Genomic DNA, 25,244 nt, shown 5'->3' on the forward strand with positions numbered 1-25,244 from the left:
GGATGGCGATGAGTTTGCCAGTAATATCTCAAGGCTAATAAGGTGCGTTGTGGTAGAGGGATTAACCTGTCCTTACCGCCTTTAGCATTACGAATATGTACCTGCATCATCCGCGAGTCTATATCACCGACTTGCAATGAAATGGCCTCACCGAGGCGCAAACCCATACTGTATATGGTCAGAAAACAGACCTGATATCGCAACTTATGTGTGAGACTTATAACGATGGCAACTTCAGTTGGGGTTAGGATATCGGGCAGTCGGTTGACCTGTGGAGGCTTAACAATGCTGAGCCACTCCCAGTTTTGGTTAAGCACATATCGATAGAAAAACTGCAAACCGTTACGGTCGAGCTTAACGGTGCTCCATGAGTGTGATGCTATCAGCTGGGCGAAGTAGCCCTTCAAATCATCGGTAGTGAGGTTGTCAGGACAGCGGTCAAAGAAGGCGGCAATACGCCGCAGCGCACGGCTGTATGCATCGATGGTTGCAGGTCGCTTGCCTTGTAGTGTTAAGTTGGTAAGATGTTGTTCATAAAGAGAATCAAAGCGGTGTTGTTCGAATGTGTCCATGATAATACTCCTAGTAATAAAGACCTAACTGGGTCGGTACTAGTAAGTATTTAGGATGGGAGATAGAGATGGCTTTTATCTTTTCTGCCGCAGAGCGGCTTCGTTCAACAAGCCAATCAAAGTGGACAAATAACAGCTTGGCTTTTGTTCACTTCGTTCACTTATTTTAGCCAACAATTTTTTGCCTCTTAACGAGGCGTTACCGCATATACGTTTGCCATATTTCCCTTAATGAAATTCATCACTCCAAGAGCTTTAGCTCTAAATCGTTTATGTCCAGAAATGAGCTAGACGCTACTCTGAACTCGCTGGCAGATCATCTGCTGTGGAACGTGCAAGCTTCTGAAAAAGGGATTTTTCAGCAGAGCCTACATGGAGGTATTCACGGCGGCTTGCAAAGGAACATAGTGGATGAGCTGCTTTCCATCATACAGTAGATGTTTTAGGTAATGGCACTAGATCCCGGCCCAGAAGCCTTGCCGGGATGACTCCCAATTATTCCCAAGTTGTTCTGCTAAGCTAGCTTGTTTTATCCACAAATGAGTTAGCGGCTCCTTCGGTCATCTGTGATCACCAAACGATTATGTCGTACCTTAACTACCAAGCGACGGCCCTGCTGCTTGATTTAAGCTATTTCTTTTAGCGCCGCAAACGACTGACATTGCCTTTATTTGAAAGCATTCGCCAAAACTTTAAATAAGAAGACCGCGTTAATCTCCCTTTCCCCTTATCCTTAGCTTGTTGTTGCTGGCTAAAACGCTGCTGCCAGCGAGAAAACAGCAGTGCTTCTGTTAAATCACTTCTTACTGAGTCTTTGACCTTACTCGTTGCTGAGTTGATTTTTGAGTTAACGTCAAGACTTTGCTCTGATTGGCACAATAGGCTCACTTCAGCGTTGAATGTCGGCCTGTGGTTTTTGTTAGTGTTGTGCCAATACAGGTATTGCTCAACTCGGCGGCAGCGTTTTTGCAAAAGCGAAAACATAAAGAGTACGATAACCGGCAGTTGCTGCCTGTTAAAACGCTGTTTGACCCATCTCAATGAATAAACCAACACAGCCAGCAGAGTGAACAGTAGTAAGCCAGCTGCCCAATAAGCTTTGATGAAGCTCAATGGTGTATGGGATATGCTCCACGACTGCCCTTCTGCCTTAAGTTCAACCAGCTTTTGAGCGTCAGTATTCCACCAGTAAAATGACAGCTCGGGTAAACTCACCTCACCACTTTGCTGCACTATATAAGTTTGTTGATAGATTTTACTAGCACTAAAATCACCGCGATACTGTCTATCCTCACTATTGACTGGACCTAAATAGCCTTGAAGCATCTCAGTTTGATATAACGGAAAATCAGGAAACAGCATTGCACTGCTTTCAGTGGCTTTTATTGTCAATGTACGCGTAATAGCGTCACCTATTTTTAGCTGTGTTCCTAACTTAGGGGTTAGTTTTTGCTCAAAAGTCACTTTAGGCGCCGCGATCCAGTTTGCCGTCGTCGATAGCCTTTCGTCCGGCAAAGCCACCTTAAACGTCTGCGCCTCGGTATATAGCGTTCCTTTTATTGTCGAACTCGGTGTATCGGCAATATTCACCGCAACGGCAATCACGGGGACGGTGAATAAGCCAGTGGACTGTGGATATAATGTTAGCTGCCACTCCTGCACCGACCATGTTGTACCATTGATGCGCTCGGTGGAATTATTAGCCAGCTTTTTGCGTCTAAGGACGATGGTATCTTTGACGTCAAAAGTCGCTATTTGCGCCCCACCACCAAACCAGGTATCGGTCCATATTTGTATATAGAGATCGACTTGCTGTTGTGGCGATACCACTGTGGTGGGTGACAGTCGTGTTTTTACCTTTAGCTTTCCAGCCTGTTGCAGTTCATTCACCGTGCTTGGAGCAACAACCAGCTGAACATTCTGACTTTCATCCATAGCGCTACTTGCCCAGCTAAAATTAAACACACTGCTGGAAACAAACATCGCAGCGATAAGTAACAACCACGCGCTGGCAATAGCCACTATTTTAACTAACGATCTCAGTGAAGCTGTAATTGGAAATAAGCTATCCAATGGCTCATTCGACAGAAATTGGACATGTTTATTGGCTAACATGGAAAATAACCTCCTATTCATTTGAAGTCGACTGCTTAGAAATGGCGTGTTTACGTTGATTGAGTTGTAAGCTGAACTTGGTGGCAAGAAAACGCCTCGGATCGCCCTCTACCCGTTTCATCCAAGCTTGGGTTAACGCATCATCCCCAAGGAGTTGCTCAGCAGTGTATGTTTGTTGTACTAACATTTCAGCAGATACTTTCTCTTCAGCCCCGTCACTCGTTTGCGGCTCGTCACCAAGCTCTTTTGAAGCTTCATTCTCGGTATTGGCTTGGCTTTCACTTTGACGGTTTATATCGTCAATAAGCTTTTGTAGTTTCTGTAGATTGGATTGTGCGGGCACAAACGATGGATATTGCTGCACCACTTGTCGGTAGAGCTGCCGAGCAGCAATATACTCCCGTTGATGCGCAAGCGCGTTGGCTGCGCCAAATAGCGATTCTGCGTTATCAGAGCGCATAAAGTAGATCTGCGCCTTCTTAAAGTCTTCTGCCATATAAAAAGCCGTTGCTTTCCATAACGGATCGGTAAACTTTGCCGCTGCTTTTACATACTGCCCTTTGGCAAAGTACATTTGACCTTGTTGTTCTGGGGTAAGCCACGCGTTGTACCAGGCATTGACGAGTCGCTGCTGGATCTTTTCCACACCTTTAAGCTCAGTTTCAGCGGCTACAACGGCCACAGCGTTGCTGGAAAATACAGCCTGTACCGCGAGGCCACTAGCAAGACTTGGCTGTGGCGTGGACAACATCAATAGACCGACAAAACACCACTGCACGGTCCAACCTTTACGAAACCACAGCAAAAAGATGGCTGCCAGCACAAACACCAGTGGGTAGCTCATCTCTTTCCATGGCTCTGCACTGTCACTGTTAATGATGAGGTTACGCGCTATTTCACGATTGATACTGCTCACATCACTTTTGTCGACACTAATTTGTTGGTAGTGACCACCAGCTGCAATCGCTAATGCTTTGAGCTCATCGTATTGAAATGCGATGTCTGCCGCTCCCTCTTCATCACCGCTACCAAGAATGATCAGCTGCAATGGCGGCCGGAGACGTTGACTCTCAGCTCCCAAGTTGTCCGATCCCAGATTATCTGGGACCATTTTTCTAGGCTGCTTGAAGTAGTCAATGATCGCTTGTGCGCTGTCGCTACCAAGACCATCGGTTATCCAAAGCACACTAGCCGCAGCTAAGGGCTGATCGTCGTTAAGTAGTTTGTCGATCTCCACTAAAGCATATTCAGCAAACTTACCTTTACGTGGCATCACTTTTGGCGAGATGGCGTCTAATAGCGGTAGGAATACCGCCTCATCTTTTGTCAGTGGCATGGCAATATGGGCACTGCCGGAATAGACAATGAGCGCTGTGGTGCCGCCTTCTCGCAGTGCTAACAGATCCGCTATTTTTTGTTTTGCACGTTGCAGTCTTGATGGCTGTAGATCGGTTTGCAGCATAGACTCTGACACATCAAGCAATATGATGAGTGGCGCATTGTCTTCACCGAAAGGTGATGCTTGCCGCTGCCAAGTGGGCCCGGCTGCGATAATCATTGCTAAGCTAAAACCAAGCGCCCAAAAAGTAACAGGCAGGCGTGTGCGCCAACTGGCATCGCCAATTTTAAGGGCTTTTTCAAGATGGGCTGGCAGCGCAGACTGCTGTGTTTTTAAACTGGGTTTGCGGCGAACATATAGCAGCAGAAATATCGCAAAAGGTAATAGCAGCAGTAACCAGTAGGGCCTGAGAAAATGGAACTGTGAGGCTAAGCTATAAAAGTCCATTACAGATCCTCCTGGTTATCACTCTTGAGTCTCGACACTTTTAATGTTCGGAACAAACGAAGTGAGAAAACGGCTAAGTAGGCAATTAGATAAATAATGATGGCAGCAGCAATGGGCAAATAATGCACACTCTGTTTGGGCTGATAAGTGAAACTGGCGAAATTGGCAGGCTCTAATTCACTGATCTGTTGATAGACATCGGCAAGCTCAGTGGTCGATATTGCTTGAAATGCACGACCTCCAGTAAGACCTGCAACGCCCTCGATAGTGGCCATGTCCATCGCTTGTTCACCTAAGGTTAATGGATCGCCTATGGCGATAACATGTACTCTTATCCCCTTCTTCGCCGCAATCTTGGCCGCTTCAATCGGCGGCACTGAGCTGTCAGTATCATTACCGTCAGTCAGTAAAATAACCACTTTGTCTTTTTGCCTTGAATTAATATCATCACCAAGCCCCGGTTGCATCAGCTTAATAGCTAACCCAAGCGCGTCACCAATATGGGTACTTTGGCCCGCCATACCAACCTGGCTCTCATTGAGCAACTCCAGCCATGACTCATGATCTGCGGTAAATGGGGCCTGAAGATAAGCTGCATCGCCAAACAGAATAAGACCAAGACGATCGCCCTTTCGCTGCTCGGCAAAGTCATTCAGCACGCGTTTTACCGCAACAAGCCTTGAAATAATTTCAACACTGCTTTGAGTGCTGCTCCTATGACTATTGCTGTCAGAACTGTTTTCAGTATCGCTTCGAATTGAGAAGTCTGCTGTTTCCATAGAACCAGATAGATCAACCAAGACCATCAAATCGCGGCCCACCTGTTGCCGAGTTTGCGGCTCTCCCAACATAACCGGTTTGGTCATAGCAATAACCAACAAAATCCAAACACAGATTAGCGCGCATTGTTGCCATCGAGTCGGCTTTAAATATTGCAACGCCGAGTTCGGACTCGCTTTAAGCAGCGCTGCTATAAGATTAAAAAACGGCACTCTTATGGCAGCTTGTTTAACTTTAAAGGCCGGTACAAAATAGCTTATTAACCAAGGTAGCGGCAGCAGTAGCGCCAATAAAGGATAACTAAATTCAAGCATCCGCACGCTCCGTTATAGCTATCTGCAAAGCGATAGGCAAATCAGCCATATGAACCAATAAGGGATAACTAAATTCAAGCATCTGTGCGCTCCGTTATAGCTATCTGCAAAGCGATAGGTAAAGTCGCCATATGAACCAATAAAGGATAACTAAATTCAAGCATCTGTGCGCTCCGTTATAGCTATCTGCAAAGCGATAGGTAAAGTCGCCATATGAACCATTAAGGGATAACTAAATTCAAGCATCTGTGCGCTCCGTTATAGCTGTTTGCAAGGCAATAGGAAAGGCAGCAGTATGATGTATTAGCCAAATACAGCTCTGTTCGATAAGCTTGTTCTGCATTGCTAAAACAGCTTGTTCATCGTCAATCTTCGAAAGCAAACTTTGCTGCCATGCATCGCCTAAGGACGTGTTAAATGCGCACTGATGTTCTGCAGTCAAATCAAGCAATAGCAACAAAGCCAGCCCCTCAATTGCAGCGAGGGTAACGATGACACTTTTATTGGCGTTACAACCATTAGGTGAGTAAATAGAAGCTGTAGCGTTAACGCTTCGCTTTGATAGCCCTGGATTTAATAATGCCTGTTTTGAAAGCGTAAGCTTTGCCAAGTCAATTTCTGTGTCGCTACCGTAAGCCGTAGCGAGCGCTTGTTTGATCTCTTGTAGCAGCAGTAATGAGAAACGCTCTACTGGCTGGTTTTTATAGGATAGAATCCGTTTGACGGCCTGCTTGCGATATCGATTGCTATACCAATAGCGAATACGTTGATAAGAGAAGCGACTGACAAAGAGAGTGACGAATAGCAACAACAGCCACCATCCCCATGTTTGTGGGAAAAATGCCGTCATTGTAGGCTGGCTTATTCCTATAAACTCATTGAGCTGCAGGACTGGATTACCGAAGGTAAAATCATGCTGTTCTATAACGCGATTAAGTTCATTAGCCGTGATCATAAAGAACTCCCCCAACTAAGTGCCACGCTAAATTGACTTAGCTCATCCCCATTCGTGTCAATGTCAATGACTGGCAGTATTTGGCTACGGCTGACTTGATTTAGTTCGGCAAGCTTTTGTTTGAATTCATTTTGATAATGGTGATAAAACGAAGGCGCGCGATCATTGATCTGTTGTGGATCCATTGCCAATTGCGATTGACCGTCGCTAGCCACCAGGTGCTTTATACTGTGTAGCTCACGCTCTAGCTTGTCATGCACATACACCAGAACAACATCGTTAGCCCGTTGTAATTGCTTGAGTAATATCAGCGATGCTGCATTGAATCCTTGCCAATCACTAATGATAATGATGCTTGAGTCGCGCTGTGCCAATTTATTGAGACGTAGTAAGGTTTTATTGAGTGTGGTTTCGCTATCTGTAGCGATGGTTGCGGCTGATAGTTTTTGATTAGCATCGACTATCGTTTGACAGAAAACCAGTGCATTCCCAGCGCTGCGCTGTGGCTTGATATATTGACAATCATGGTCATTAAATACCATGCCGCCAACGCGATCACCACTTTGTAAAATATTCCAAATGGATAACGCCGACAGTTGAGCTGCAACAACGGATTTCAGCGCGTGTTGCGAGCCAAAGAACATCGAGCTGCGCTGATCAACCACTATGAGTGTTTGCCGCTCTTTCTCTTCGCTGTAGGCTCGAACATGGGGTTTCCCGGTGCGTAGCGTGGTACGCCAGTCCATGTTTTTAACATCGTCACCGTCTTGATAATGTCTAAGCTCTTCAAAATTGAGCCCGCGGCCCCGTACCTTTGAGTTATGACGGCCCGCTTGATTGCTGGTGCGAAAACGGCCTTTGAGAAACGATAACTTAGCAGCCGCAGGTTTGAGTGCCACAAGTGATTTAAGCTCACAGTAGAGTCGAGGATCTAACTGGCGAGCCTTTGTTGCACGCTTACTATTAGACTGAGTACTAGAAGCCTGTTGGTTACTCACTGTTCACTTTCCATTATTGAGCCCACTAATTACAATCCAAAGGCGACATGTTGAAGCAAGTCGTCAACAACCTGTTCAGCTTTTATTCCATGTGCTGCAGCGTCATAACTTAGGCTCAGACGGTGACCCAAAACACTATGTAACACTGCACGCACATCATCAGGGCTGACAAAGTCGCGTCCATCTAACCAGGCATTAGCTCTGGCGCAGCGATCGAGTGCAATACTGGCTCTTGGACTAGCGCCGACCTCTATCCAGTCTGGGAATGATGCGTTGCTGTATTGAGCGCCGCTACGAGTCGCCATAATCAAATCAACAATGTAGCTTTCCATCACTGGCGAAATATAGATATCGGCCAGTTCTCGCTGCCCGGCAATAATGTCTGCCGGTGTCACTGCGCTAATTTCTGCAGCGTGCGCTTCTGAGCGTTCCTCAGCCGTTGGCTGAAGTTCATTTTCCTCTTGCCTAACCAGCTTAATGATCGCCAGTTCTGCTTCTCTATCGGGATAAGCCACATTCACTTTTAGGGTAAAACGATCCATTTGTGCTTCAGGCAGAGGATAGGTGCCCTCTTGGTCAACCGGGTTTTGTGTTGCTAACACTAAGAAAAGCTCAGGCAACTTGCGGGTTTTTCCAGCAGAGGTTACCGTTCCCTCTGCCATTGCTTCAAGTAATGCGGCTTGAACCTTAGCTGGAGCACGGTTAATTTCGTCTGCCAGTACAAGATTGTTAAAGATAGGACCAGGTTGAAAATCTAACTGTGGTTTACCGGCAACCTCACGATAGACTTCAGATCCGGTCACATCTGATGGTAATAAATCAGGGGTAAATTGTACCCGGCCAAAACTGGCTTGCATCGAATCTGCCAGTGATTTAATTGAACGGGTTTTAGCGGTGCCAGGTAAGCCTTCTAACAGGACATGTCCACGGGTCAATAGCGCGATAATGAGTGATTTGACCACATGCTCCTGACCAACGACGCTTTTGCAAACCGATGTGTATAGATGACTGACGGCTTTTTGAGATAAATTCACAGTGATGCTCATATCTATTTTCAATTTAGAGCAACATCTTATGCCGCTTACAAAGTGGGCTAAACTCGCAAAAATACTTGAAACTGCAGTTATTTGAGGTCTATCACCAATGCTGTATCGGAGGCAATATAGAAGCGTTAATAACACGCTTAACGGTGGTCTTTGCAACTACATGCTATTGAGTTTGATTAAGCGCAATCTAAGCCGAAATAGATGACATGGGCGACTAAACTCTTATGGCAAATTCAATCTGCTCATGTACACTCATAACATACTGACTTAGCGGATAAGTTCATGAGCCAACGTACCCTTCATAATCTTTTCAAACCAAAATCAGTCGCGATTATCGGCGCTTCCAATGACCCTAAACGAGCAGGTAATGTCTTGATGAAGAACCTACTTGCTGGTGGCTTTTCTGGGCCAATTATGCCGGTAACGCCAAAATATGAAGCGGTAATGGGGGTGTTGGCTTATCCAAATATCCACGCTTTACCGCTTAAGCCCGATTTAGCCATCATCTGTACCGCTGCCAGTCGAGTACCTGCCATTATTGAAACGTTGGCGCTGTTTGGCTGTAAAGTCGCCATTGTGATGGCCTCGGGTATGGGCGATGAATTAACCGAAGATGGCATTAGCCTGACCACCCAAATGCAGCAAAATGCCAACCGTTATGGCATGCGGATTTTAGGCCCCAACAGTCTGGGGATGATCATGCCTAACTTAGGGCTTAACGCCAGTTTAGCCCACACGAGTGCACTGCCAGGAAAAATCGCCTTTGTGTCTCAATCTGCGGCTATCTGTACCACGGTTTTAGATTGGGCTAATAATAAGGGCATTGGCTTTTCATCGTTTATCTCTTTGGGTGATGCCAACGATATCGATTTTGATGAGCTGCTGGACTATTTAGGCCGTGACTCGAAAACCAACGCCATCATGCTGTATATCGATTCGGTTAATGAAAAACGTCTTTTCTTGTCTGCGGCTAGAGCTGCATCTAGAAACAAGCCCATTTTAGTGATTAAATCCGGTCGCAGCGCTGAAGGGGCCAATGCCGCAAAACTGCATACTGGTGGCGTACCCGGAAATGATGCGGTATACGAGGCGGCCTTTAGGCGTGCTGGGATGCTGCGAGTCAATGACTTAATCGAACTCTTTGCAGCGGTAGAGACGTTAGCTCACTCTGCACCTTTACAAGGAGAGCGCCTTGGGATCATCAGCAATGGTGGCGGCCCCGCGGTGCTCGCCCTTGATGAGTTAATTCTAGGTGGCGGTAAACTACCGCTGTTATCTACCGGTATTTATCAAAGATTAAATACGCTATTACCCACAAGTTGGTCAGGACAAAATCCTGTCGATATTGGCGGCGATTCCGACGCGCAAAGATATGCCCAATCGCTTGAGATAATGATGGATAGCGATAACTTGGACGCCATACTGATCTTGCACTCTCCTTCAGCTTTAGGTGACAGTATACAAATCGCCGAAGCGATAGCCGCTACCATCGCCAAACACCCCAATAAACATAGAGTCAATATTTTAACCAACTGGAGTGGTGAAGATTCAGCTTACCCTGCACGTAGATACTTCTCCCAATCTGGGATCCCAACCTACCGTACTCCAGAGGGCGCCGTCGGTGCATTTATGCATATGGTTGAATACCGTCGTAACCAAAAATTACTGCAGGAAGTACCGCTATCTATTCCTGACAATATTCCGGCTAACACCGCATTGGCACGTGAAAGGCTGCAACGTGCTTTAAGCCAAGGTAAAACAATTTTAGAAACCCATGAATCCCGCAGTATTCTCAGTGCCTATGGCCTTAAAACAATTGATACCTGGTTTGCAAGTAGCCCACAACAAGCCGTTGCCTTGGCTAAACAAGCTGGCTATCCCGTGGCGTTAAAAGTGCAATCGCCCGATATCCACCATAAGTCTGACGTACATGGAGTCATGCTCAATCTTACGTCCGATCAAGAAGTTGAACATGCAGCACAAGCCATGATTGACCGAGTCATATCGCTTAATCCTGACGCCAGAATTGAAGGGCTAATAGTCCAAAGAATGGCGCTGACAGCCGGAGCACAAGAGATTAGAGTCGCCGTGGCGAATGATCCCGTTTTTGGCCCTGCCATATTGCTGGGTGAAGGAGGTTCAGAGTGGGAGCCCACTAAAGATGCCGCGGTAGCGTTGCCCCCACTAAACATGACCTTGGCTCGCTATATGGTGATCCAAGCACTTAAAACCAAAAAGCTTAAAGATAGGCATCTACCACTTGGGCTAGACATGAACGCCCTTTGTGTATTGCTTACGCAAATATCGCATTTAATTATCGACTGCCCGGAAATCGCCTCATTAGATCTTAACCCAGTTTTATGTGCAGGAGCATCGATCACGCTTTTGGATGTGAATATCCAGCTGCATAAAGAGCCAGTAGATAACGCTAACCGTTTAGCAATATCTCCGTATCCTAAAGAGCTTGAGCAATTCGCCACACTCAAAAATGGTTTACAAGTGATGTTGAGACCCATTTTGCCAGAGGATGAACCTAAACATTTGGCGTTTGATAACTCACTGTCTGATGAAGATAGATACAAGCGCTATTTTGGTGTTCGTTCAAAAATGACCCATGAAGAGATGGCGGTACTCACCCAGATTGATTACGCCCGAGAGATGGCCTTTATTGCAACTAGCAAAGGTGATGATGGTGAGGACATTACTTTAGGTGCGATTAGGGCTTCTATCGATCCTGATAACACTGAAGCTGAATTTGCGATGGCTGTTAGAAGCAATCATCAGGGACAAGGGCTGGGTAAATTGCTGCTTGAAAAACTGATCCGCTATTACAGGAATAACGGTACTGAGGTGTTGACTGGCTTTACCCTGTTTGAAAATCGCAATATGGCAAGTCTAGCCAAACATTTAGGCTTTACAGTCACCTTTGATATGGAGGAGCGTCTCATTAAAATGCACATGAATTTAAAGACGAAACCTTAGATTGGATCTAAATGTTCCTCACTATCTTATTCATTGAGCAGCCATAAAGCTGCTCACATCAAGGGCGATACGTCAGTACAACTAATCTCTATTTAAAGTTAATTAAACTTCAGACTCTGTTATGACACGGTTACGACCCGCTGATTTTGCGCGATACAAGGCTTCATCGGCGCGAATGAAATAACTGTCTTTACTGTCCTCTAATTTCAGTGATGCACAGCCTACTGAAACGGTAATATTCCCTAATGGCATTTTCTTCTCTTTACCAATGGTGAGATTTCGTTGAGCTATTTTTTTACGCACATTTTCAGCAACTATTTTAGCTTCGGCAATACCAGTATTAGACAATAAAATGACAAACTCTTCACCACCATAGCGCGCGACAAAATCATCGCCTTTAACACTCTGTTTTAGTGCCTGAGCCACATAAGTTAGCACCTTGTCACCGATTAGATGACCATGTACATCGTTGAATCTTTTGAAATGGTCGATATCAACAACTAACAAGCTACTTTTAATCTCTTGTTGGTTAAAAGTCTCTATATGACTAATCACCTCTTCATCAAAAGCACGGCGGTTCTTGAGCGAGGTCAGCTGATCAGTCATAACGACAGAGCGGAGATCTAGCATCTCTTTCTTAAGTGCGCCGACCTCCTGATTGATACTCGTTAGACTCTGATCCATCGCTATATTGTCATTAATAATACCATCAAGCTCAGTAGCAATATCATCAACAATACTTTGTAATACCTCTGGACTTGGATTATTTTTCAGCGTTTTATCAAACTTTTGTAGAGAGGTTGAAAACTTTATATTACCCTGACTCATGCCTGCGATTTTAGACAACAGACTATTGATTAGCATCTGCGTTTCTATTTGCACATGCTCCATCAATTCTGGCGAACTCTGTTGAATATAAGTGGTAAATAAGCCATCGCAAACATCGGTAGTAAAGCGCACTTCATTCGCCAGCAGGCCGTCGATAGCCCGCTTCAAATCCAAATTAATACCTAAGTAATATTCATACCATACAGAATAGTTGTTGGGTGTGACCGGGATGTTCAATTCTGACATCTTAGGAACCGCATGCCGTAAAATTCGCGCAGAAATCTCTGTCTCTGACAAGTGTTGAGCAATATCCATAAAATCCCCATCCCTCTGTGTAAATCTCCAACTTATCAATACAATAAACAAAAAAGAGGTTGTTGCCATCCTCTTTTATCATTTATTTAACACTTTTGGCTGATTAATTCTGACGGCACTGTGAAAATATATCTTTATCTTGTTGATAAACTTCGGAACTAACGTTCATCAAACCTAATAAACTATCAAAGAGGTTGTCATGGGAATAGCCACCCCGTGCTGCTTCTTTCGCTAAACAAGTCAGGTTTAAGCTATTTTGCTTAGCGAAACTTTCAGAAAACCAACCAAGAAATGGAACTTTGGTTTGTTCCTTAGGCGCAAAGGCGTAAGGCGCGCCATGCAGGTACATGCCACTTTCACCTAACGACTCTCCATGATCGCTAATATAAAGCATCGCGGTATCAAACTTATCACTCTGTTGTTGCAGTTTTTTAACCACTTCTGACACAATATAATCAGTGTAGAGAATGGTATTATCATAGGTGTTCATCAGCTCTTCATCACTGCAATTCTGGATATCACTGCGCTGACAATCTGGCGTAAAAAAACGATGAGCTTGTGGATAACGCAAATAGTACGTTGGACCATGAGATCCGATCACGTGCAATACTAATAGGCTATCTTTAGCCTCGATATTGTTAAGACGGTTATCGAGCGTATCGAGTAAAATCTGGTCATAACAGTACTGTCCATTACAAAGTTCTGAGTCACTACTGCGATCGATAACAACACTGTCGATATTGTCACAAACACCTTTACAGCCGCTATCGTTATCCAGCCAATCTAACGCTATTCCCCCATGATGAAGAACATCAATGGCACTATCTTGCGCCTTGGCTTGTCTTGATTCGTAATTTTCTCTATCCATCCGCGAGAACATACAAGGCAGTGACACTGCTGTCGCCGTGCCGCATGAATCCGTGTCTTTAAAGGCTAACAAACCTTGGTTTTCGGTGTGTGCATTGGTCGGTTTATCATAGCCGTAGTACTCGTAGTTCATCTCGCGAGCCGTTTCACCCACGACTAAGACCACTAAATTAGGTTTCCCGTTTGCTTTATCTGTGGTGTTTTTAGCATCGAGCCCTAGCTGCTTATACTCAATCGGCTCTTGTAGGAAGTTGATATTGATATATTTTGCCGTAGAACCAACAAAATATGTTGGGATGATATGACGCTTGATAATGTCGTTGTTTCGCCCAAAAGAGACATAGTTCTGATAGAAAAAGACGGCGATAACACCAATGCCAATGAGCATTGCGGCCATAAACATCAGTTTATGGAACAGCTCTTTAGCAAGTGGCTTAAATTGGATGTTCGCTTTGTAGATCAGCAAAGCGGGTATCACGCCCGTAGCAACAAAATTAACTGCTGAAGCCCAATTCAGATAGGTTACCGCTTCGGCAGAGTTAGTTTGAACAGTGTTCTCGATCATGCCGTAATCAAACACGACTCCATATTGTAACGCGCCAAAAAAAACACTCGACGACACCAGTGTTAACAGGATGAAAAAGGGTTTAGCTAAATACTTAATCGAAAAAATACTGAATAAAAAGCTAAGTGCAAAGATCAGAAACAACGGGATAGTCGCGATAAAAACTAGGTTCACATCAGCTTGCTTATCTACGCCCTGTTTAACTATTTGGAAGAAGGGAATATTTAACACACAAACATAATACAGTGCCAGTATGATAGTGAACTGCATACTACTAAGGATTTTTAAACGCGATAACACTATGAGGCACTCTCTTATTATTTTATATTGATAAACTCAACCTGCTGAGCCAAATTCGACTTAGTCGACGAGGTTATTATTAACACTCAAGCCCACACTCTACCGTAACTGAGTTTGCAAAAACGTTATCACTTTAACATATATTAACATTTGTTCTTTGCAGGATGAATACTTCAGCCATTTGTTTCAGGAAAAAACATCAACTTTGTATTATCAAATGCCAAAAAAACAACAATATTTAACCTGAAAAATGCGTACGGAGGTATAGGCAACGAATTAGCCCATAAGTTCATCGGGTTTTACTGGGAGGCAACAATAGCGGGTAAATACTTAGATGGAGTGGTTGTGACCCTAAAAGGCTGATTAAGCCTCGGTTAGATGCGCTAAATTGGAGACATAACCTGAGCCGGAAATCGAGTTTGAATATTCGTTTTGGGGGAGTTTGTTCCTATTAGAACTCTTTATTGATCCGTTTAAAAAAGTCTAACATCTGCGCGCGTTCCGCTTCAGTAAACTGTATCGTCAGATCTGCGGTTAGTTGCATGTGTAGTTTGTCGTGTTCTTCAAACATCACTTGTCCTGATTCGGTTAATTCTACCAATATTGAACGTCGATCGGTTTCGTGTGCACGACGCTGCACGAGTTCTGCTTTGACCATTTTGTCGATTTGTACAGTTAACGTACCGGTAGTGACCCCAATTTTCTCTGCTAGTTCTTTCATTCGCATAGGACCATTTAGCCCCAGTATTTCAACAGTGTGAACTTGGGGTAAGCTAAAGCCATTATCTTTGACTACAGCCATTTCCCAAGACGATAATTTCTCATAAAATTCGATAATGGCATGATTTAAATGATCGTCTTGGTTCTTCATAAATTAGTATTCCTTAGCGGTTTCAGCCTTATTGTGCCTGACTGGCCATGTGCACTTCAACGGTTACATGACTTAATGTCTTAATTTGTGCCAATTTACCTTTGAAATGGTCACTGTTTGCGCCACTTTCGCTAACAACAATCAAACTTGCAGCATAATGGTCTGCACTGACTTTCCATACATGCAGGTCAACCAAACAATCGCCCTCTTGTTCGATAAGCTGTTTTATTTCAGCTAATTGTTTCTGTTTCATGCTGGCATCGAGCAAAATAGGTGCTGTTTGCTTCATTAAGCCCCACGCCCAACGTGAGATGATCACCGCGCCAACGATGCCCATTAAAGGGTCAAGCCAGTTCAGGCCAAAATACTTACCCATTAATAACGCGCCAATGGCCAATAATGAAGTTAGAGCATCAGCCAGTACATGGAAGTATGCTGCTTTAAGGTTATGATCTTCATGACCGTGGGAATGACCATGGTTATGTGAGTGTCCATGACTATTTTCATGAGCGTGGCTATGTCCGTGATCATGTCCGTGACTGTGATGATCTTTGAGTAAGAAGACACTGACGACGTTAACGATGAGGCCAATAACCGCAACCATTATCGCTTGGTCGAAATGAATGTCTTGTGGATTAAAAATCCGAACCCCAGATTCCACCAACATCACCAGTGCGACGAGACCTAGCGCGACGGCACTGGTAAAACCGCCCAGAACACTGACTTTACCCGTCCCATATGAATAGGTTGGAGAGTTTGCATGCTTACGGGCATAACGGTATGCAAACAGCGTAATTAAAAAAGCCGCGGCATGTGTTCCCATGTGCCAACCATCTGCGAGTAACGCCATTGAACCATAAATGGTGCCGGCTATAATTTCGGCGAACATTGTCACTACGGTCAACAACAGCACAATCGCCGTATTACGTTCACCGCTATTATTATGACCCGCGAAGTTATGCTGATGCGCCCATTGTTGGCGTAATTTTTCTACGTTCTCCATCGTTCCTATACCTTTTATGCAACGTTCGTTGTCTTCTAATGAGTTATTTTTAGTCAATAATTTTACGCGTTGCATACCAAGCACATTCGTATACACCGATCTTGTTAAAACGTTATGACTCTGTTTAATCTCTTTAGGCTTATTATGTTTGATATACGACTATTTTGAATTGCATGTTACTTGAAATGCATATAGTTCGCCATTCAAACTAATAATCCTTGATTTGCTTTAAGCAAACAACAATAGAACAATAATCATGTGAGCTAGATCCAAAATACCTAGTATGGCAATAACAGAAAAGTATGATCGCAGTGACGAATTTGAGTGAATTTTGCCATTTATTAGGCTGTTATCCTAACCATGGGAGACAACATCAGCGATAGCTGTTTTTTCATATATTCCATTGTTTTTATGATGATATTTTATGGTTGAAAAATATTTTGAGATTAATTAAGCAACGTTTAACCCTTTTGGGTTTTAATAACGTTTATAGAGGCATATCACACAGGTACCCCTTACATTTATTTTCGGAGATATTATGATTTTCAACTCATTTTCATACAAACAAGCACGTTCTTTTACGCTGGCATCAGGTCTTCTATTTACTATTTGTGCTTTTTCAGCCAATGCGACCTCACCTCAGCACCCAAGCGGCACCAATCAACAGAGGGTAAACGCGCAACATTTCTCAGCCACAGATTACCTGCCGCAAGAAAGCTCGAAAATGTTTCCTGCGCCTAAAGAGGGTCAGGTCCAGCATATACTGACACTGGATAAGCTAGAAAACGAAAGTGATTACATGCTTGAGATCCAAATAGGCCAAACCAAAATGGTCGATTGCAATAAGCATGGTCTTTCTGGAAGGGTTATTCAAAAACCGCTACAGGGCTGGGGTTATCGCTATTATGAAGTTGAGAGCATATCTGCAGGCCCGAGCACTATGATGGCTTGTTTTGATCAAGCATTAACAGAAAAGTTCCTGCCTATTACAACGGATTTGAAGTTGCGCTATGACAGCCGATTGCCGAAAGTGATATACCTGCCAGAAAATAGCCAAGTACGGTATAGGATCTGGAAAGTTGAATCTCCTTTTTCTTATTCAGGTGATAAAGCGAAATAGTGGTAAAGCAGATAAACAAAAAGCTACCCTAAGGTAGCTTTTTCGCTTTATGTGAATAGTTTAAGTGACTCGCCTAGAGCAAGTTAACACTAATACAGATTAAAGTGCACCAATGGCTTCTTTACATAAAGCAGTGATTCTGTCCCAATCGCCTTGCTCCATCGCATCAATCGGTGCGATCCAGCTACCACCAATACAATCAACATTTTTAAGCGCCAAGTAATCTTTGTAGCTACTTGGGGTGATACCACCGGTTGGGCAAAAACGAATATCCGCTAATGGGCCAGAAAATGCTTTAAGCGCATTTACACCACCAGACGCTTCAGCTGGGAAAAACTTAAAGTTTCTATATCCAAGCTCCATGCCTTTCATCACTTCGGAGATACTTGCCACACCCGGTATAAGCGGTGTAGTCCCTGCCATTGCAGCTTTTAGCAGATCCGTTGTCGCTCCGGGCGTAATCACAAATTGAGCGCCAGCATTAACCGCTTGAGCTAACTGCTCTTCATTTAGAATGGTACCCGCTCCAACAAGTGCTTCTGGCACTTCTTTCGCTATTTTACTTATGGCTTCTAGTGCGCAATCAGTGCGTAAGGTCACTTCTAAAACACTAATACCACCAGCAACAAGTGCTTTCGCTAATGGCACTGCATGTTCAATCTTATTGATCACCATGACAGGAACAATAGGGCTGCGGGCAAAAATATCTTGTGGTTGAATTAACCAGTTATTCTCGGGCATTGCGTTACTCTTCCTTAGTCTTTAATAATTTTCATCTATGGCGCTAGTACTGCGAGCACCGGTTTCAGGACTACTTAGGCTAGCTCTCAGTGCTCCGAAGAGCTCACGTCCCATGCCATAGCTTGTTTTATGTAGATCAACTTTTTCAGCGGTTCTAGCAAGGAGCTCAGCTTCATCGACTAAAAGACTTAGTTCACCTGTCATCGCATTTACACGCACTAAATCACCATTATGGATTTTGGCAATTAAGCCTCCGTCGAGTGCTTCTGGCGTTAAGTGAATCGCAGCTGGCACCTTACCGGATGCACCGGACATGCGGCCATCGGTGAGTAAAGCAACCTTATAGCCGCGGTCTTGGAGCGTGCCTAATATGGGCGTCAACTTGTGTAACTCTGGCATACCAATGGCTTTAGGACCCTGTCCCTTGACTACAACAACACAATCTTTGTCTAAGCCACCCGCTTTAAAAATGGCTTCGAGCTTGTTCTGATCATCAATAACAACCGCAGGAGCTTCAACAATACGATGCTGCTCTTGAACTGCTGATACCTTAATAACTGCTCGGCCTAGATTACCTTTCAGTAACTTTAAGCCACCGTTGGCTTGGAAAGGCGTATCTAAACTTGTTAGCACTTCAGAGTCTAAACTCCTGCGCTGCCCATCAACCCAAGTCAGTTGGCCGTCGCGGATCTGAGGTTCTTGGGTATAACGCTTAAGCCCATGTCCTACAACCGTGTCTACATCTTCATGTAATAAGCCGCCGTCGAGCAATTCCTTTATCAGGAATGCCATGCCGCCTGCTGCGTGGAAATGGTTAATATCGGCATGGCCGTTTGGATACACTCGAGCCAATAATGGCACTGCGTCAGATAGCTCTGAGAAATCATCCCAGTTGACGATAACGCCGGCTGCTCGTGCTGCTGCAACAATGTGTATCGTCAAGTTAGTTGAACCACCTGTGGCGAGCAGTGCAACAATACCGTTAACGACAGATTTCTCTGACACTATCTGTCCAATAGGTGTGTACTGAGTACCCATTTCGGTAAGGCGACAAACTTGCTTAGCCGCCGTTTTGCTCAATACTTCACGTAGAGGGTCATCAGGATTAACGAAAGAGGAGCCAGGTAGCTGTAGACCCATCACTTCGAGCATCAGCTGATTACTGTTAGCTGTACCATAAAAGGTACAAGTACCTGCGCTATGGTAAGACTTTGACTCAGCATCAAGCAATGCTTCTCTATCGACTTCACCTTGAGCATACTTTTGTCGAATACGGGCTTTCTCTTTATTAGGGATCCCCGACTTCATTGGGCCGGCAGGCACAAACAACATTGGCAGGTGGCCAAAGCTTAATGCACCAATAAGCAGCCCCGGTACGATTTTATCGCAAATACCCAACAGCAATGCACCGTCGAACATGTTATGTGACAGACCAACAGCCGTGGCCATTGCAATGACTTCGCGGCTTAATAAGCTCAGCTCCATTCCAGGTTGGCCTTGCGTTACGCCATCACACATAGCGGGTACACCACCGGCGACTTGCGCTACACTGCCGATTTCGCTACAAGCCTGCTTCAATAGATCTGGGTACTCACCATAAGGCTGGTGCGCAGATAACATGTCGTTAAATGAGGTCACAATACCGATATTAGCTTTCGTGAGCTGCTTAATAGCAGATTTATCAGCGGGATTACACGCTGCAAAACCATGGGCTAAATTGCCGCAACTCAACGCGCTACGATGAACGCCTCTATTTTTTGCATCTTCTAAAGCCGCAAGGTACTTAGCGCGGGAATCTTTGCTTCGTGCAATAATTCTGTCTGTAACAGACTGTACAACAGTGTGCATAATTACTCCTTAGGCGCTCCAGTAAACATCAACAGGCGTTTTGTGCTGATCGAGTACAGCTCGGATCGGCATTTCACTGCTGTCATTGTCTGCTAGTGCTTGTCGATAAACATCAATTTTCTGTTCACCAACGATATGTAAATAGATTTGACGGCTAGCGAGAATGCCAGCCTTTGACAGCGATATACGTGCATGTGGAGCATTACCTGGGGTCACTGCGACACATAAATCTTTTGTTGTCAGTGCATTTTCAAGCTCTTGCGGTTCAGCGCAAGGAAACCAAGAACAGGTATGTCCGTCATTCCCCATACCGAGTACCACGACATCAAAGGGTTTCGGAAAATGCGCTAGCTGCTCCATGGTCATGACTCGCCCCTCTTCCGGAGTAGAGTACATATTCTTCAGACCACAAAATTTGGCATTGGCGGCACGATTTTTAAGCAAGTTGTTTCTAACCAGTCTTTCATTAGAGTCGCCATGATCGTTGTCGACCCAACGTTCGTCAGCCAATGTAATGTAGACGTCGTTCCAATCGATAGATTTTTTACTTAATAACTCAAAAAGCTTTAAAGGTGTCGAGCCACCAGAAACGACTAAACTCGCCTTTCCTTTAGCATCAACAGCTTCTTGTAATTGGTTGGCGATTCGATCAGCAAGTTGCGCTTCTAGTGCATCTTTACTATCGAATGATTTGAAAACCGTTTCTTTAATCATCTTTATCCCCTATTCGTCCCAAGAACGACCGTCTTTAGTAATCAAGGCGATTGACGCTACAGGTCCCCATGTTCCAGCTGGATATGGTTTAGGCTTTTCGTCAGTTTCTTCCCAAGCTTGGATAATGCCATCAACCCAATTCCATGCTTGCTCTACTTCATCACGGCGAACAAACAATGCCTGATTTCCCAACATGGCTTCTAATAACAAACGCTCGTATGCATCGGCAATACGATCATTTTTAAAGGTGTCTGAAAAACTTAAATCAAGCTTAGTCGTCTGGAGACGTTGCTTTTCACCAAGACCAGGGACTTTATTTAGCATTTGGATCTCAACCCCTTCATGAGGTTGCAAACGAATAGTCAGCTTGTTTGGCGGTAAATTACGGTAATTTGAGCTGTATAAATTATGTGGCGGATTCTTGAAATAAACCACAATTTCTGAGCTCTTAAATGGCATGCGTTTGCCGCTTCTCAAATAGAACGGAACGCCGGCCCAACGCCAATTATCAATATCGACTCGAAGTGCAACGAAGGTTTCTGCATTGGAATGGACATTCGCACCTTCTTCTTCTAGGTAGCCGGGTACTGGTGCCCCTTTTAGGAAACCGCTCGAGTACTGGCCGCGTACGGTATTTTCGTAGATATTATCGGAATTTATTGGACGTAGTGACTTAAGTACTTTTACTTTCTCGTCTCGAATATTATCAGCATCTAAGTTGACAGGCGGGTCCATCGCAACCAGCGTCAGTACCTGCAATAGATGATTCTGGATCATATCGCGCATCTGGCCAGCTTTATCAAAGTAGCCCCAACGCCCTTCAATACCCACCTCTTCTGCAACGGTGAGTTGCACATGGTCAATGGTACGATTATCCCACTTAGAAGCGAACAGCGAATTGGCAAAACGCAGCGCAAGCAGGTTTTGTACGGTTTCTTTACCTAAGTAATGGTCAATTCGATAAACTTGGTTTTCGTTGAAGAAGGCAGAAACTTGGTCATTAATAATTTTAGAGCTAGCGAGATCAGAACCTATAGGTTTTTCTAATACAACGCGAGAATCAGGGAAGATAAGATTTTGTTCGTTTAAGCAGCGGCATATATCACCGAAAATAGAAGGAGGTGTAGCAAAATAACTCACCATCACTCTTTTTTCAGGCTCTAAAACATCATGGAATGCCTTATACCCCTCAGAAACCGTAAAATTTGTTCCTATATAATGACAGCGATCTAAAAAACGGTTTACGGTTTCTTCACATAATTCGTCTTTTACAAAGGTCTTCAATGCCGTTGTAACGAGTTCACGATACTCTGCTTGAGTATAGTCATCTTTTGCAACGCCTAGTACTTTGGTCTCTACATTCAATAAGTTTGCTTTATCTAACTGATATAGAGATGGCAGCAACTTGCGCTTAGCAAGGTCGCCCTTGGTACCAAATAGAACAAAATCACAAGCTTTGGCTTCTGGTGTTGTTATGCCCATAGCTTCAAAATCTCCTTTTGATCCTGTGTCTCACCATTTTTGATGAGGATTCACATATTTGTTGTAATATAACAACAGAAAACAGTAATTGCATCTAAATTCTATAATAAACTTCAACTCAGCCTATTAGGCATGTTGACGCAATTTCTGATATGATTTCGTGATAAAATTACTGAATTTTATCATCTTTGTACCTGTTATCTTTATAATTTTATTTCAGCTCGGGTGCTTTACCAGTCTTATACATGGTTTGCCACCTACAGCACTATAACAACTTAATAAAACTACATTACTATTGAATGGACATACGTATATGAATACCTTAGAAAAGGTCCAAAAAAGCCTTACCCATTTTAGTAAATCTGAACGTAAAGTAGCTGAAGTTATCCTTTCTTCACCGCAAACGGCAATTCACTCTAGTATAGCTACGCTGGCCAAAATGGCAGATGTCAGTGAACCAACGGTAAACCGTTTCTGCCGCCGTCTTGATACTAAGGGATTCCCAGACTTTAAGTTGCACCTAGCCCAAAGCCTTGCTAATGGTACACCCTATGTAAGTCGCCACGTTGAAGAGGACGATACTCCGGAGTCATATACTACAAAAATATTTGAGTCATCGATGGCATCGCTCGATACCGCGAGACAAAGCATAGATACCTCAGCAATTAACAAGGCCGTTGATGTTCTTACTCAAGCAAAGAAAATCTCTTTCTTTGGTCTTGGTGCATCAGCATCCGTCGCTCATGACGCCCAAAATAAATTTTTTCGCTTTAATGTTCCTGTCATCTGCTTTGACGATGTTCTTATGCAACGCATGAGTTGTATTAACAGCAACGAAGGTGATGTTGTGGTACTTATTTCACATACAGGCCGAACTAAGTCACTAATTGATATAGCAAAACTGGCTAGGGAGAATGGTGCCGCTGTCATTGGTATCACCGCCCGCGATTCGCCTCTTTCTACCGTTTGTACACTGCCTATAATGATGGAAGTTCCAGAAGACACCGATATGTACCTCCCTATGGCTTCACGTTTGGCACAGTTGGTTATAATTGATGTGCTAGCAACAGGATTCACATTGCGACGAGGTCCTCGTTTCCGTGAAAACTTGAGGCGAGTTAAAGAAGTATTGAAAGAATCTAGAATAGACAAAGATCCCATTCTGTAAGTGGCTTTCGACATGACTTAGGACAGTTTAGCCATCGCGATACTGTCCTTTAGTCTAATAATGTTGCAATGGCTCACAAAATTAAAAACTTGAGATAGATCATTTTGTTCGTAATTTTACTACATTTAAGGGTGTTGTCTGTTAATATAGTGTCAGAATTTTTTAAAACTTAACGGAGTATGTCATGTTCCGCAGAACCAAGATTGTAACAACTTTGGGCCCAGCCACTGACCGTGATGATAACCTACGCCGCATTATTGCTGCCGGCGCTAACGTTGTTCGCTTAAACTTCTCTCACGGTATACCAGAAGATCACAAAAAACGCGCAGCCGATACACGAGCTATTGCAAAAGAGCTTGGCGTACACGTTGCCATACTTGGTGATCTACAAGGTCCTAAAATTCGCATTTCAACTTTTAAAGACAACAAAAAGGTACAGCTAACCTTAGGGCAAGCTTATACCTTAGATGGTGATCTTGGAAAAGGCGAAGGCGATGAGAATCAAGTGGGTATCGATTATAAAGAGCTACCAAATGATGTCAGCCTAGGCGACATTCTGATGCTTGACGATGGTCGTGTTCAGTTGCGAGTTGAAAAAGTAGACGGTAATAAAGTTCACACTATTGTTACTGTTGCTGGTCCTTTATCTAATAATAAAGGTATCAACAAGCAAGGCGGTGGTTTATCTGCTGCGGCGTTAACTGAAAAAGATAAACGCGATATCATCACAGCTGCTGAGATTAAAGTTGATTTTCTAGCAGTGTCTTTTCCACGCTGTGGCGCTGACCTCGATTATGCTCGTGCTTTAGCACAAGAAGCCGGTAGTAACGCGCTGATAGTGTCTAAAGTTGAGCGTGCTGAAGCCGTTGTTTCTGATGCTGCTATGGATGACGTTATCATGGCATCAGATGTCGTTATGGTTGCACGTGGTGATTTGGGTGTTGAGATTGGTGATCCAGCACTTGTTGCGGTTCAAAAGAAACTGATTAGCCGCTCTCGCCAACTGAATAAGCCTGTTATTACTGCGACTCAAATGATGGAGTCAATGATAACAAGCCCAATGCCGACTCGTGCAGAAGTCATGGACGTTGCAAACGCAGTACTTGATGGTACTGACGCTGTGATGCTTTCAGCTGAAACCGCTGCTGGTGACTTCCCTGAAGAAACCGTAAAGGCCATGGCTGAAGTTTGTTTAGGTGCTGAGTTACACCCAAGTGTACAAGTATCGAAGCATAGACTTGATCAACAGTTCACCACGATTGAAGAGACTATTGCACTTTCAACAATGTATGCTGCCAACCATTTAGATGGTATTAAAGCAATTGTTGCATTGACAGAGTCTGGTGCTACACCGCAAATGATGTCTCGTATCAGTTCAGCGCTACCGATTTTTGCGTTGTCACGTCACGAAGTCACTCTGGCAAAAATGGCACTTTACCGTGGAGTTCAACCTGTCTATTTTGATTCGACAGCTTATGCTCCAGAAATTATTGCTCAAAAAGCCTTAGAAACCTTGTCTGCCGCTGGTTACCTACAAAGTGGTGATATGGCGATGATGACTAAAGGTGATGCAATGGAAACTGTTGGTGGTACTAACACCAGCAAGGTAGTTATTGTAGCCTAGTTTTGTTTGAGTTTGGTTTGCTACTCGTTTGAGTAACAACAAAGCCGATTAAAAAATGCATGTCAGTTAATTACTGCCATGCATTTTTTGTATCTTAGGTATGCAATTCAAACGTATCATTCGAAGAGGAATGACCAAAGAGCTAATGTAATGCGCTAGGCCTTTATGCATCGGCATAAAAAAATCCGCTGAATTAAATTCAACGGATTTTATGTTAAAGCGTATGCATCAATAATCTGCACTAGCTGAT

General features: G+C 44.1%; 19 protein-coding genes. 4 read left to right on the forward strand and 15 right to left on the reverse strand.

Annotated elements, in window-relative coordinates:
- The 7 genes from L2755_RS04760 to L2755_RS04790 form a co-directional block, all read right to left on the reverse strand.
- Positions 1-572, reverse strand: a 572-nt coding sequence (locus L2755_RS04760; protein WP_248979600.1) for a tyrosine-type recombinase/integrase, incomplete at its 3' end; no start/stop codon positions are given.
- Between the two features lie 639 nt (positions 573-1,211).
- Positions 1,212-2,687 carry a BatD family protein gene (locus L2755_RS04765; RefSeq protein ID WP_248979601.1) on the reverse strand — a complete coding sequence of 492 codons (1,476 nt, stop codon included), beginning with the start codon at positions 2,685-2,687 and terminating at the stop codon, positions 1,212-1,214.
- Between the two features lie 13 nt (positions 2,688-2,700).
- On the reverse strand, positions 2,701-4,473 hold the full coding sequence (locus tag L2755_RS04770; RefSeq protein WP_248979602.1) for a vWA domain-containing protein: 1,773 nt from the start codon (positions 4,471-4,473) through the stop codon (positions 2,701-2,703).
- A complete protein-coding gene (locus L2755_RS04775) occupies positions 4,473-5,567 on the reverse strand; it encodes a VWA domain-containing protein (protein WP_248979603.1) in 1,095 nt (364 codons plus the stop codon). Before L2755_RS04775 ends, L2755_RS04770 begins: the two co-directional genes overlap by 1 nt.
- Before the next feature lie 238 nt (positions 5,568-5,805).
- Complete coding sequence (locus L2755_RS04780) at positions 5,806-6,522, reverse strand: DUF4381 family protein (RefSeq protein ID WP_248979604.1); 717 nt, start codon at positions 6,520-6,522, stop codon at positions 5,806-5,808.
- Complete coding sequence (locus L2755_RS04785) at positions 6,519-7,520, reverse strand: DUF58 domain-containing protein (protein WP_248979605.1); 1,002 nt, start codon at positions 7,518-7,520, stop codon at positions 6,519-6,521. Before L2755_RS04785 ends, L2755_RS04780 begins: the two co-directional genes overlap by 4 nt.
- A gap of 29 nt (positions 7,521-7,549) precedes the next feature.
- On the reverse strand, positions 7,550-8,554 hold the full coding sequence (locus L2755_RS04790) for an AAA family ATPase (protein ID WP_248979606.1): 1,005 nt from the start codon (positions 8,552-8,554) through the stop codon (positions 7,550-7,552).
- Positions 8,555-8,848: 294 nt separating this feature from the next.
- Between L2755_RS04790 and L2755_RS04795 the strand changes: the two genes are divergently transcribed.
- Positions 8,849-11,548 carry a bifunctional acetate--CoA ligase family protein/GNAT family N-acetyltransferase gene (locus L2755_RS04795; protein WP_248979607.1) on the forward strand — a complete coding sequence of 900 codons (2,700 nt, stop codon included), beginning with the start codon at positions 8,849-8,851 and terminating at the stop codon, positions 11,546-11,548.
- A gap of 102 nt (positions 11,549-11,650) precedes the next feature.
- Here the strand turns inward: L2755_RS04795 and L2755_RS04800 are convergent, their stop codons facing one another.
- The 4 genes from L2755_RS04800 to dmeF all read right to left on the reverse strand — a co-directional run bounded on the left by L2755_RS04800 (position 11,651) and on the right by dmeF (position 16,297).
- Positions 11,651-12,691 (reverse strand): GGDEF domain-containing protein, encoded by a 1,041-nt coding sequence (locus L2755_RS04800; RefSeq protein WP_248979608.1) that lies wholly within the window; start codon positions 12,689-12,691, stop codon positions 11,651-11,653.
- A gap of 103 nt (positions 12,692-12,794) precedes the next feature.
- Entirely contained in the window at positions 12,795-14,423 is a 1,629-nt protein-coding gene (locus L2755_RS04805) for a phosphoethanolamine transferase (RefSeq protein WP_248979609.1), read from the reverse strand.
- Positions 14,424-14,874: 451 nt separating this feature from the next.
- Entirely contained in the window at positions 14,875-15,294 is a 420-nt protein-coding gene (locus L2755_RS04810) for a MarR family winged helix-turn-helix transcriptional regulator (protein ID WP_248979610.1), read from the reverse strand.
- A gap of 28 nt (positions 15,295-15,322) precedes the next feature.
- Positions 15,323-16,297 carry a CDF family Co(II)/Ni(II) efflux transporter DmeF gene (gene dmeF, locus L2755_RS04815; protein WP_248979705.1) on the reverse strand — a complete coding sequence of 325 codons (975 nt, stop codon included), beginning with the start codon at positions 16,295-16,297 and terminating at the stop codon, positions 15,323-15,325.
- Positions 16,298-16,835: 538 nt separating this feature from the next.
- On the opposite strand from dmeF, the gene eco reads away from it, so the two are divergent.
- On the forward strand, positions 16,836-17,417 hold the full coding sequence (gene eco / locus L2755_RS04820) for a serine protease inhibitor ecotin (protein WP_248979611.1): 582 nt from the start codon (positions 16,836-16,838) through the stop codon (positions 17,415-17,417).
- Positions 17,418-17,516: 99 nt separating this feature from the next.
- Here eco and L2755_RS04825 read toward each other — a convergent pair whose 3' ends face one another.
- The 4 genes from L2755_RS04825 to zwf are packed head-to-tail and all read right to left on the reverse strand — an operon-like array spanning position 17,517 to position 22,202.
- Positions 17,517-18,158 (reverse strand): bifunctional 4-hydroxy-2-oxoglutarate aldolase/2-dehydro-3-deoxy-phosphogluconate aldolase, encoded by a 642-nt coding sequence (locus L2755_RS04825; protein WP_248979612.1) that lies wholly within the window; start codon positions 18,156-18,158, stop codon positions 17,517-17,519.
- A gap of 21 nt (positions 18,159-18,179) precedes the next feature.
- The gene (edd, locus tag L2755_RS04830) at positions 18,180-20,006 is read right to left on the reverse strand and encodes a phosphogluconate dehydratase (RefSeq protein WP_248979613.1); all 1,827 of its coding nucleotides are present in this window, start codon (positions 20,004-20,006) and stop codon (positions 18,180-18,182) included.
- A 9-nt stretch (positions 20,007-20,015) separates the two neighbouring features.
- Positions 20,016-20,720 carry a 6-phosphogluconolactonase gene (gene pgl / locus L2755_RS04835; protein WP_248979614.1) on the reverse strand — a complete coding sequence of 235 codons (705 nt, stop codon included), beginning with the start codon at positions 20,718-20,720 and terminating at the stop codon, positions 20,016-20,018.
- A 9-nt stretch (positions 20,721-20,729) separates the two neighbouring features.
- Positions 20,730-22,202 (reverse strand): glucose-6-phosphate dehydrogenase, encoded by a 1,473-nt coding sequence (zwf, locus tag L2755_RS04840; protein WP_248979615.1) that lies wholly within the window; start codon positions 22,200-22,202, stop codon positions 20,730-20,732.
- Positions 22,203-22,515: 313 nt separating this feature from the next.
- Between zwf and L2755_RS04845 the strand changes: the two genes are divergently transcribed.
- A complete protein-coding gene (locus L2755_RS04845; protein ID WP_248979616.1) occupies positions 22,516-23,370 on the forward strand; it encodes a MurR/RpiR family transcriptional regulator in 855 nt (284 codons plus the stop codon).
- Positions 23,371-23,554: 184 nt separating this feature from the next.
- A complete protein-coding gene (gene pyk, locus L2755_RS04850) occupies positions 23,555-24,994 on the forward strand; it encodes a pyruvate kinase (RefSeq protein ID WP_248979617.1) in 1,440 nt (479 codons plus the stop codon).
- Positions 24,995-25,244: the final 250 nt, after the last annotated feature.

This window comes from Shewanella abyssi (assembly GCF_023284025.1).
Taxonomy (GTDB): Bacteria; Pseudomonadota; Gammaproteobacteria; order Enterobacterales; family Shewanellaceae; genus Shewanella; species Shewanella abyssi.

What these genes read in the sequence shown, in the direction of transcription:
- L2755_RS04765 (WP_248979601.1), bottom strand. Translation starts at nt 2,687, where the DNA reads ATGTTAGCCAATAAACATGTCCAATTTCTGTCGAATGAGCCATTGGAT.
- L2755_RS04770 (WP_248979602.1), bottom strand. Translation starts at nt 4,473, where the DNA reads ATGGACTTTTATAGCTTAGCCTCACAGTTCCATTTTCTCAGGCCCTAC.
- L2755_RS04775 (WP_248979603.1), bottom strand. Translation starts at nt 5,567, where the DNA reads ATGCTTGAATTTAGTTATCCTTTATTGGCGCTACTGCTGCCGCTACCT.
- L2755_RS04780 (WP_248979604.1), bottom strand. Translation starts at nt 6,522, where the DNA reads ATGATCACGGCTAATGAACTTAATCGCGTTATAGAACAGCATGATTTT.
- L2755_RS04795 (WP_248979607.1), top strand. Translation starts at nt 8,849, where the DNA reads ATGAGCCAACGTACCCTTCATAATCTTTTCAAACCAAAATCAGTCGCG.
- L2755_RS04800 (WP_248979608.1), bottom strand. Translation starts at nt 12,691, where the DNA reads ATGGATATTGCTCAACACTTGTCAGAGACAGAGATTTCTGCGCGAATT.
- L2755_RS04810 (WP_248979610.1), bottom strand. Translation starts at nt 15,294, where the DNA reads ATGAAGAACCAAGACGATCATTTAAATCATGCCATTATCGAATTTTAT.
- dmeF (WP_248979705.1), bottom strand. Translation starts at nt 16,297, where the DNA reads ATGGAGAACGTAGAAAAATTACGCCAACAATGGGCGCATCAGCATAAC.
- eco (WP_248979611.1), top strand. Translation starts at nt 16,836, where the DNA reads ATGATTTTCAACTCATTTTCATACAAACAAGCACGTTCTTTTACGCTG.
- L2755_RS04825 (WP_248979612.1), bottom strand. Translation starts at nt 18,158, where the DNA reads ATGCCCGAGAATAACTGGTTAATTCAACCACAAGATATTTTTGCCCGC.
- edd (WP_248979613.1), bottom strand. Translation starts at nt 20,006, where the DNA reads ATGCACACTGTTGTACAGTCTGTTACAGACAGAATTATTGCACGAAGC.
- pgl (WP_248979614.1), bottom strand. Translation starts at nt 20,720, where the DNA reads ATGATTAAAGAAACGGTTTTCAAATCATTCGATAGTAAAGATGCACTA.
- zwf (WP_248979615.1), bottom strand. Translation starts at nt 22,202, where the DNA reads ATGGGCATAACAACACCAGAAGCCAAAGCTTGTGATTTTGTTCTATTT.
- L2755_RS04845 (WP_248979616.1), top strand. Translation starts at nt 22,516, where the DNA reads ATGAATACCTTAGAAAAGGTCCAAAAAAGCCTTACCCATTTTAGTAAA.
- pyk (WP_248979617.1), top strand. Translation starts at nt 23,555, where the DNA reads ATGTTCCGCAGAACCAAGATTGTAACAACTTTGGGCCCAGCCACTGAC.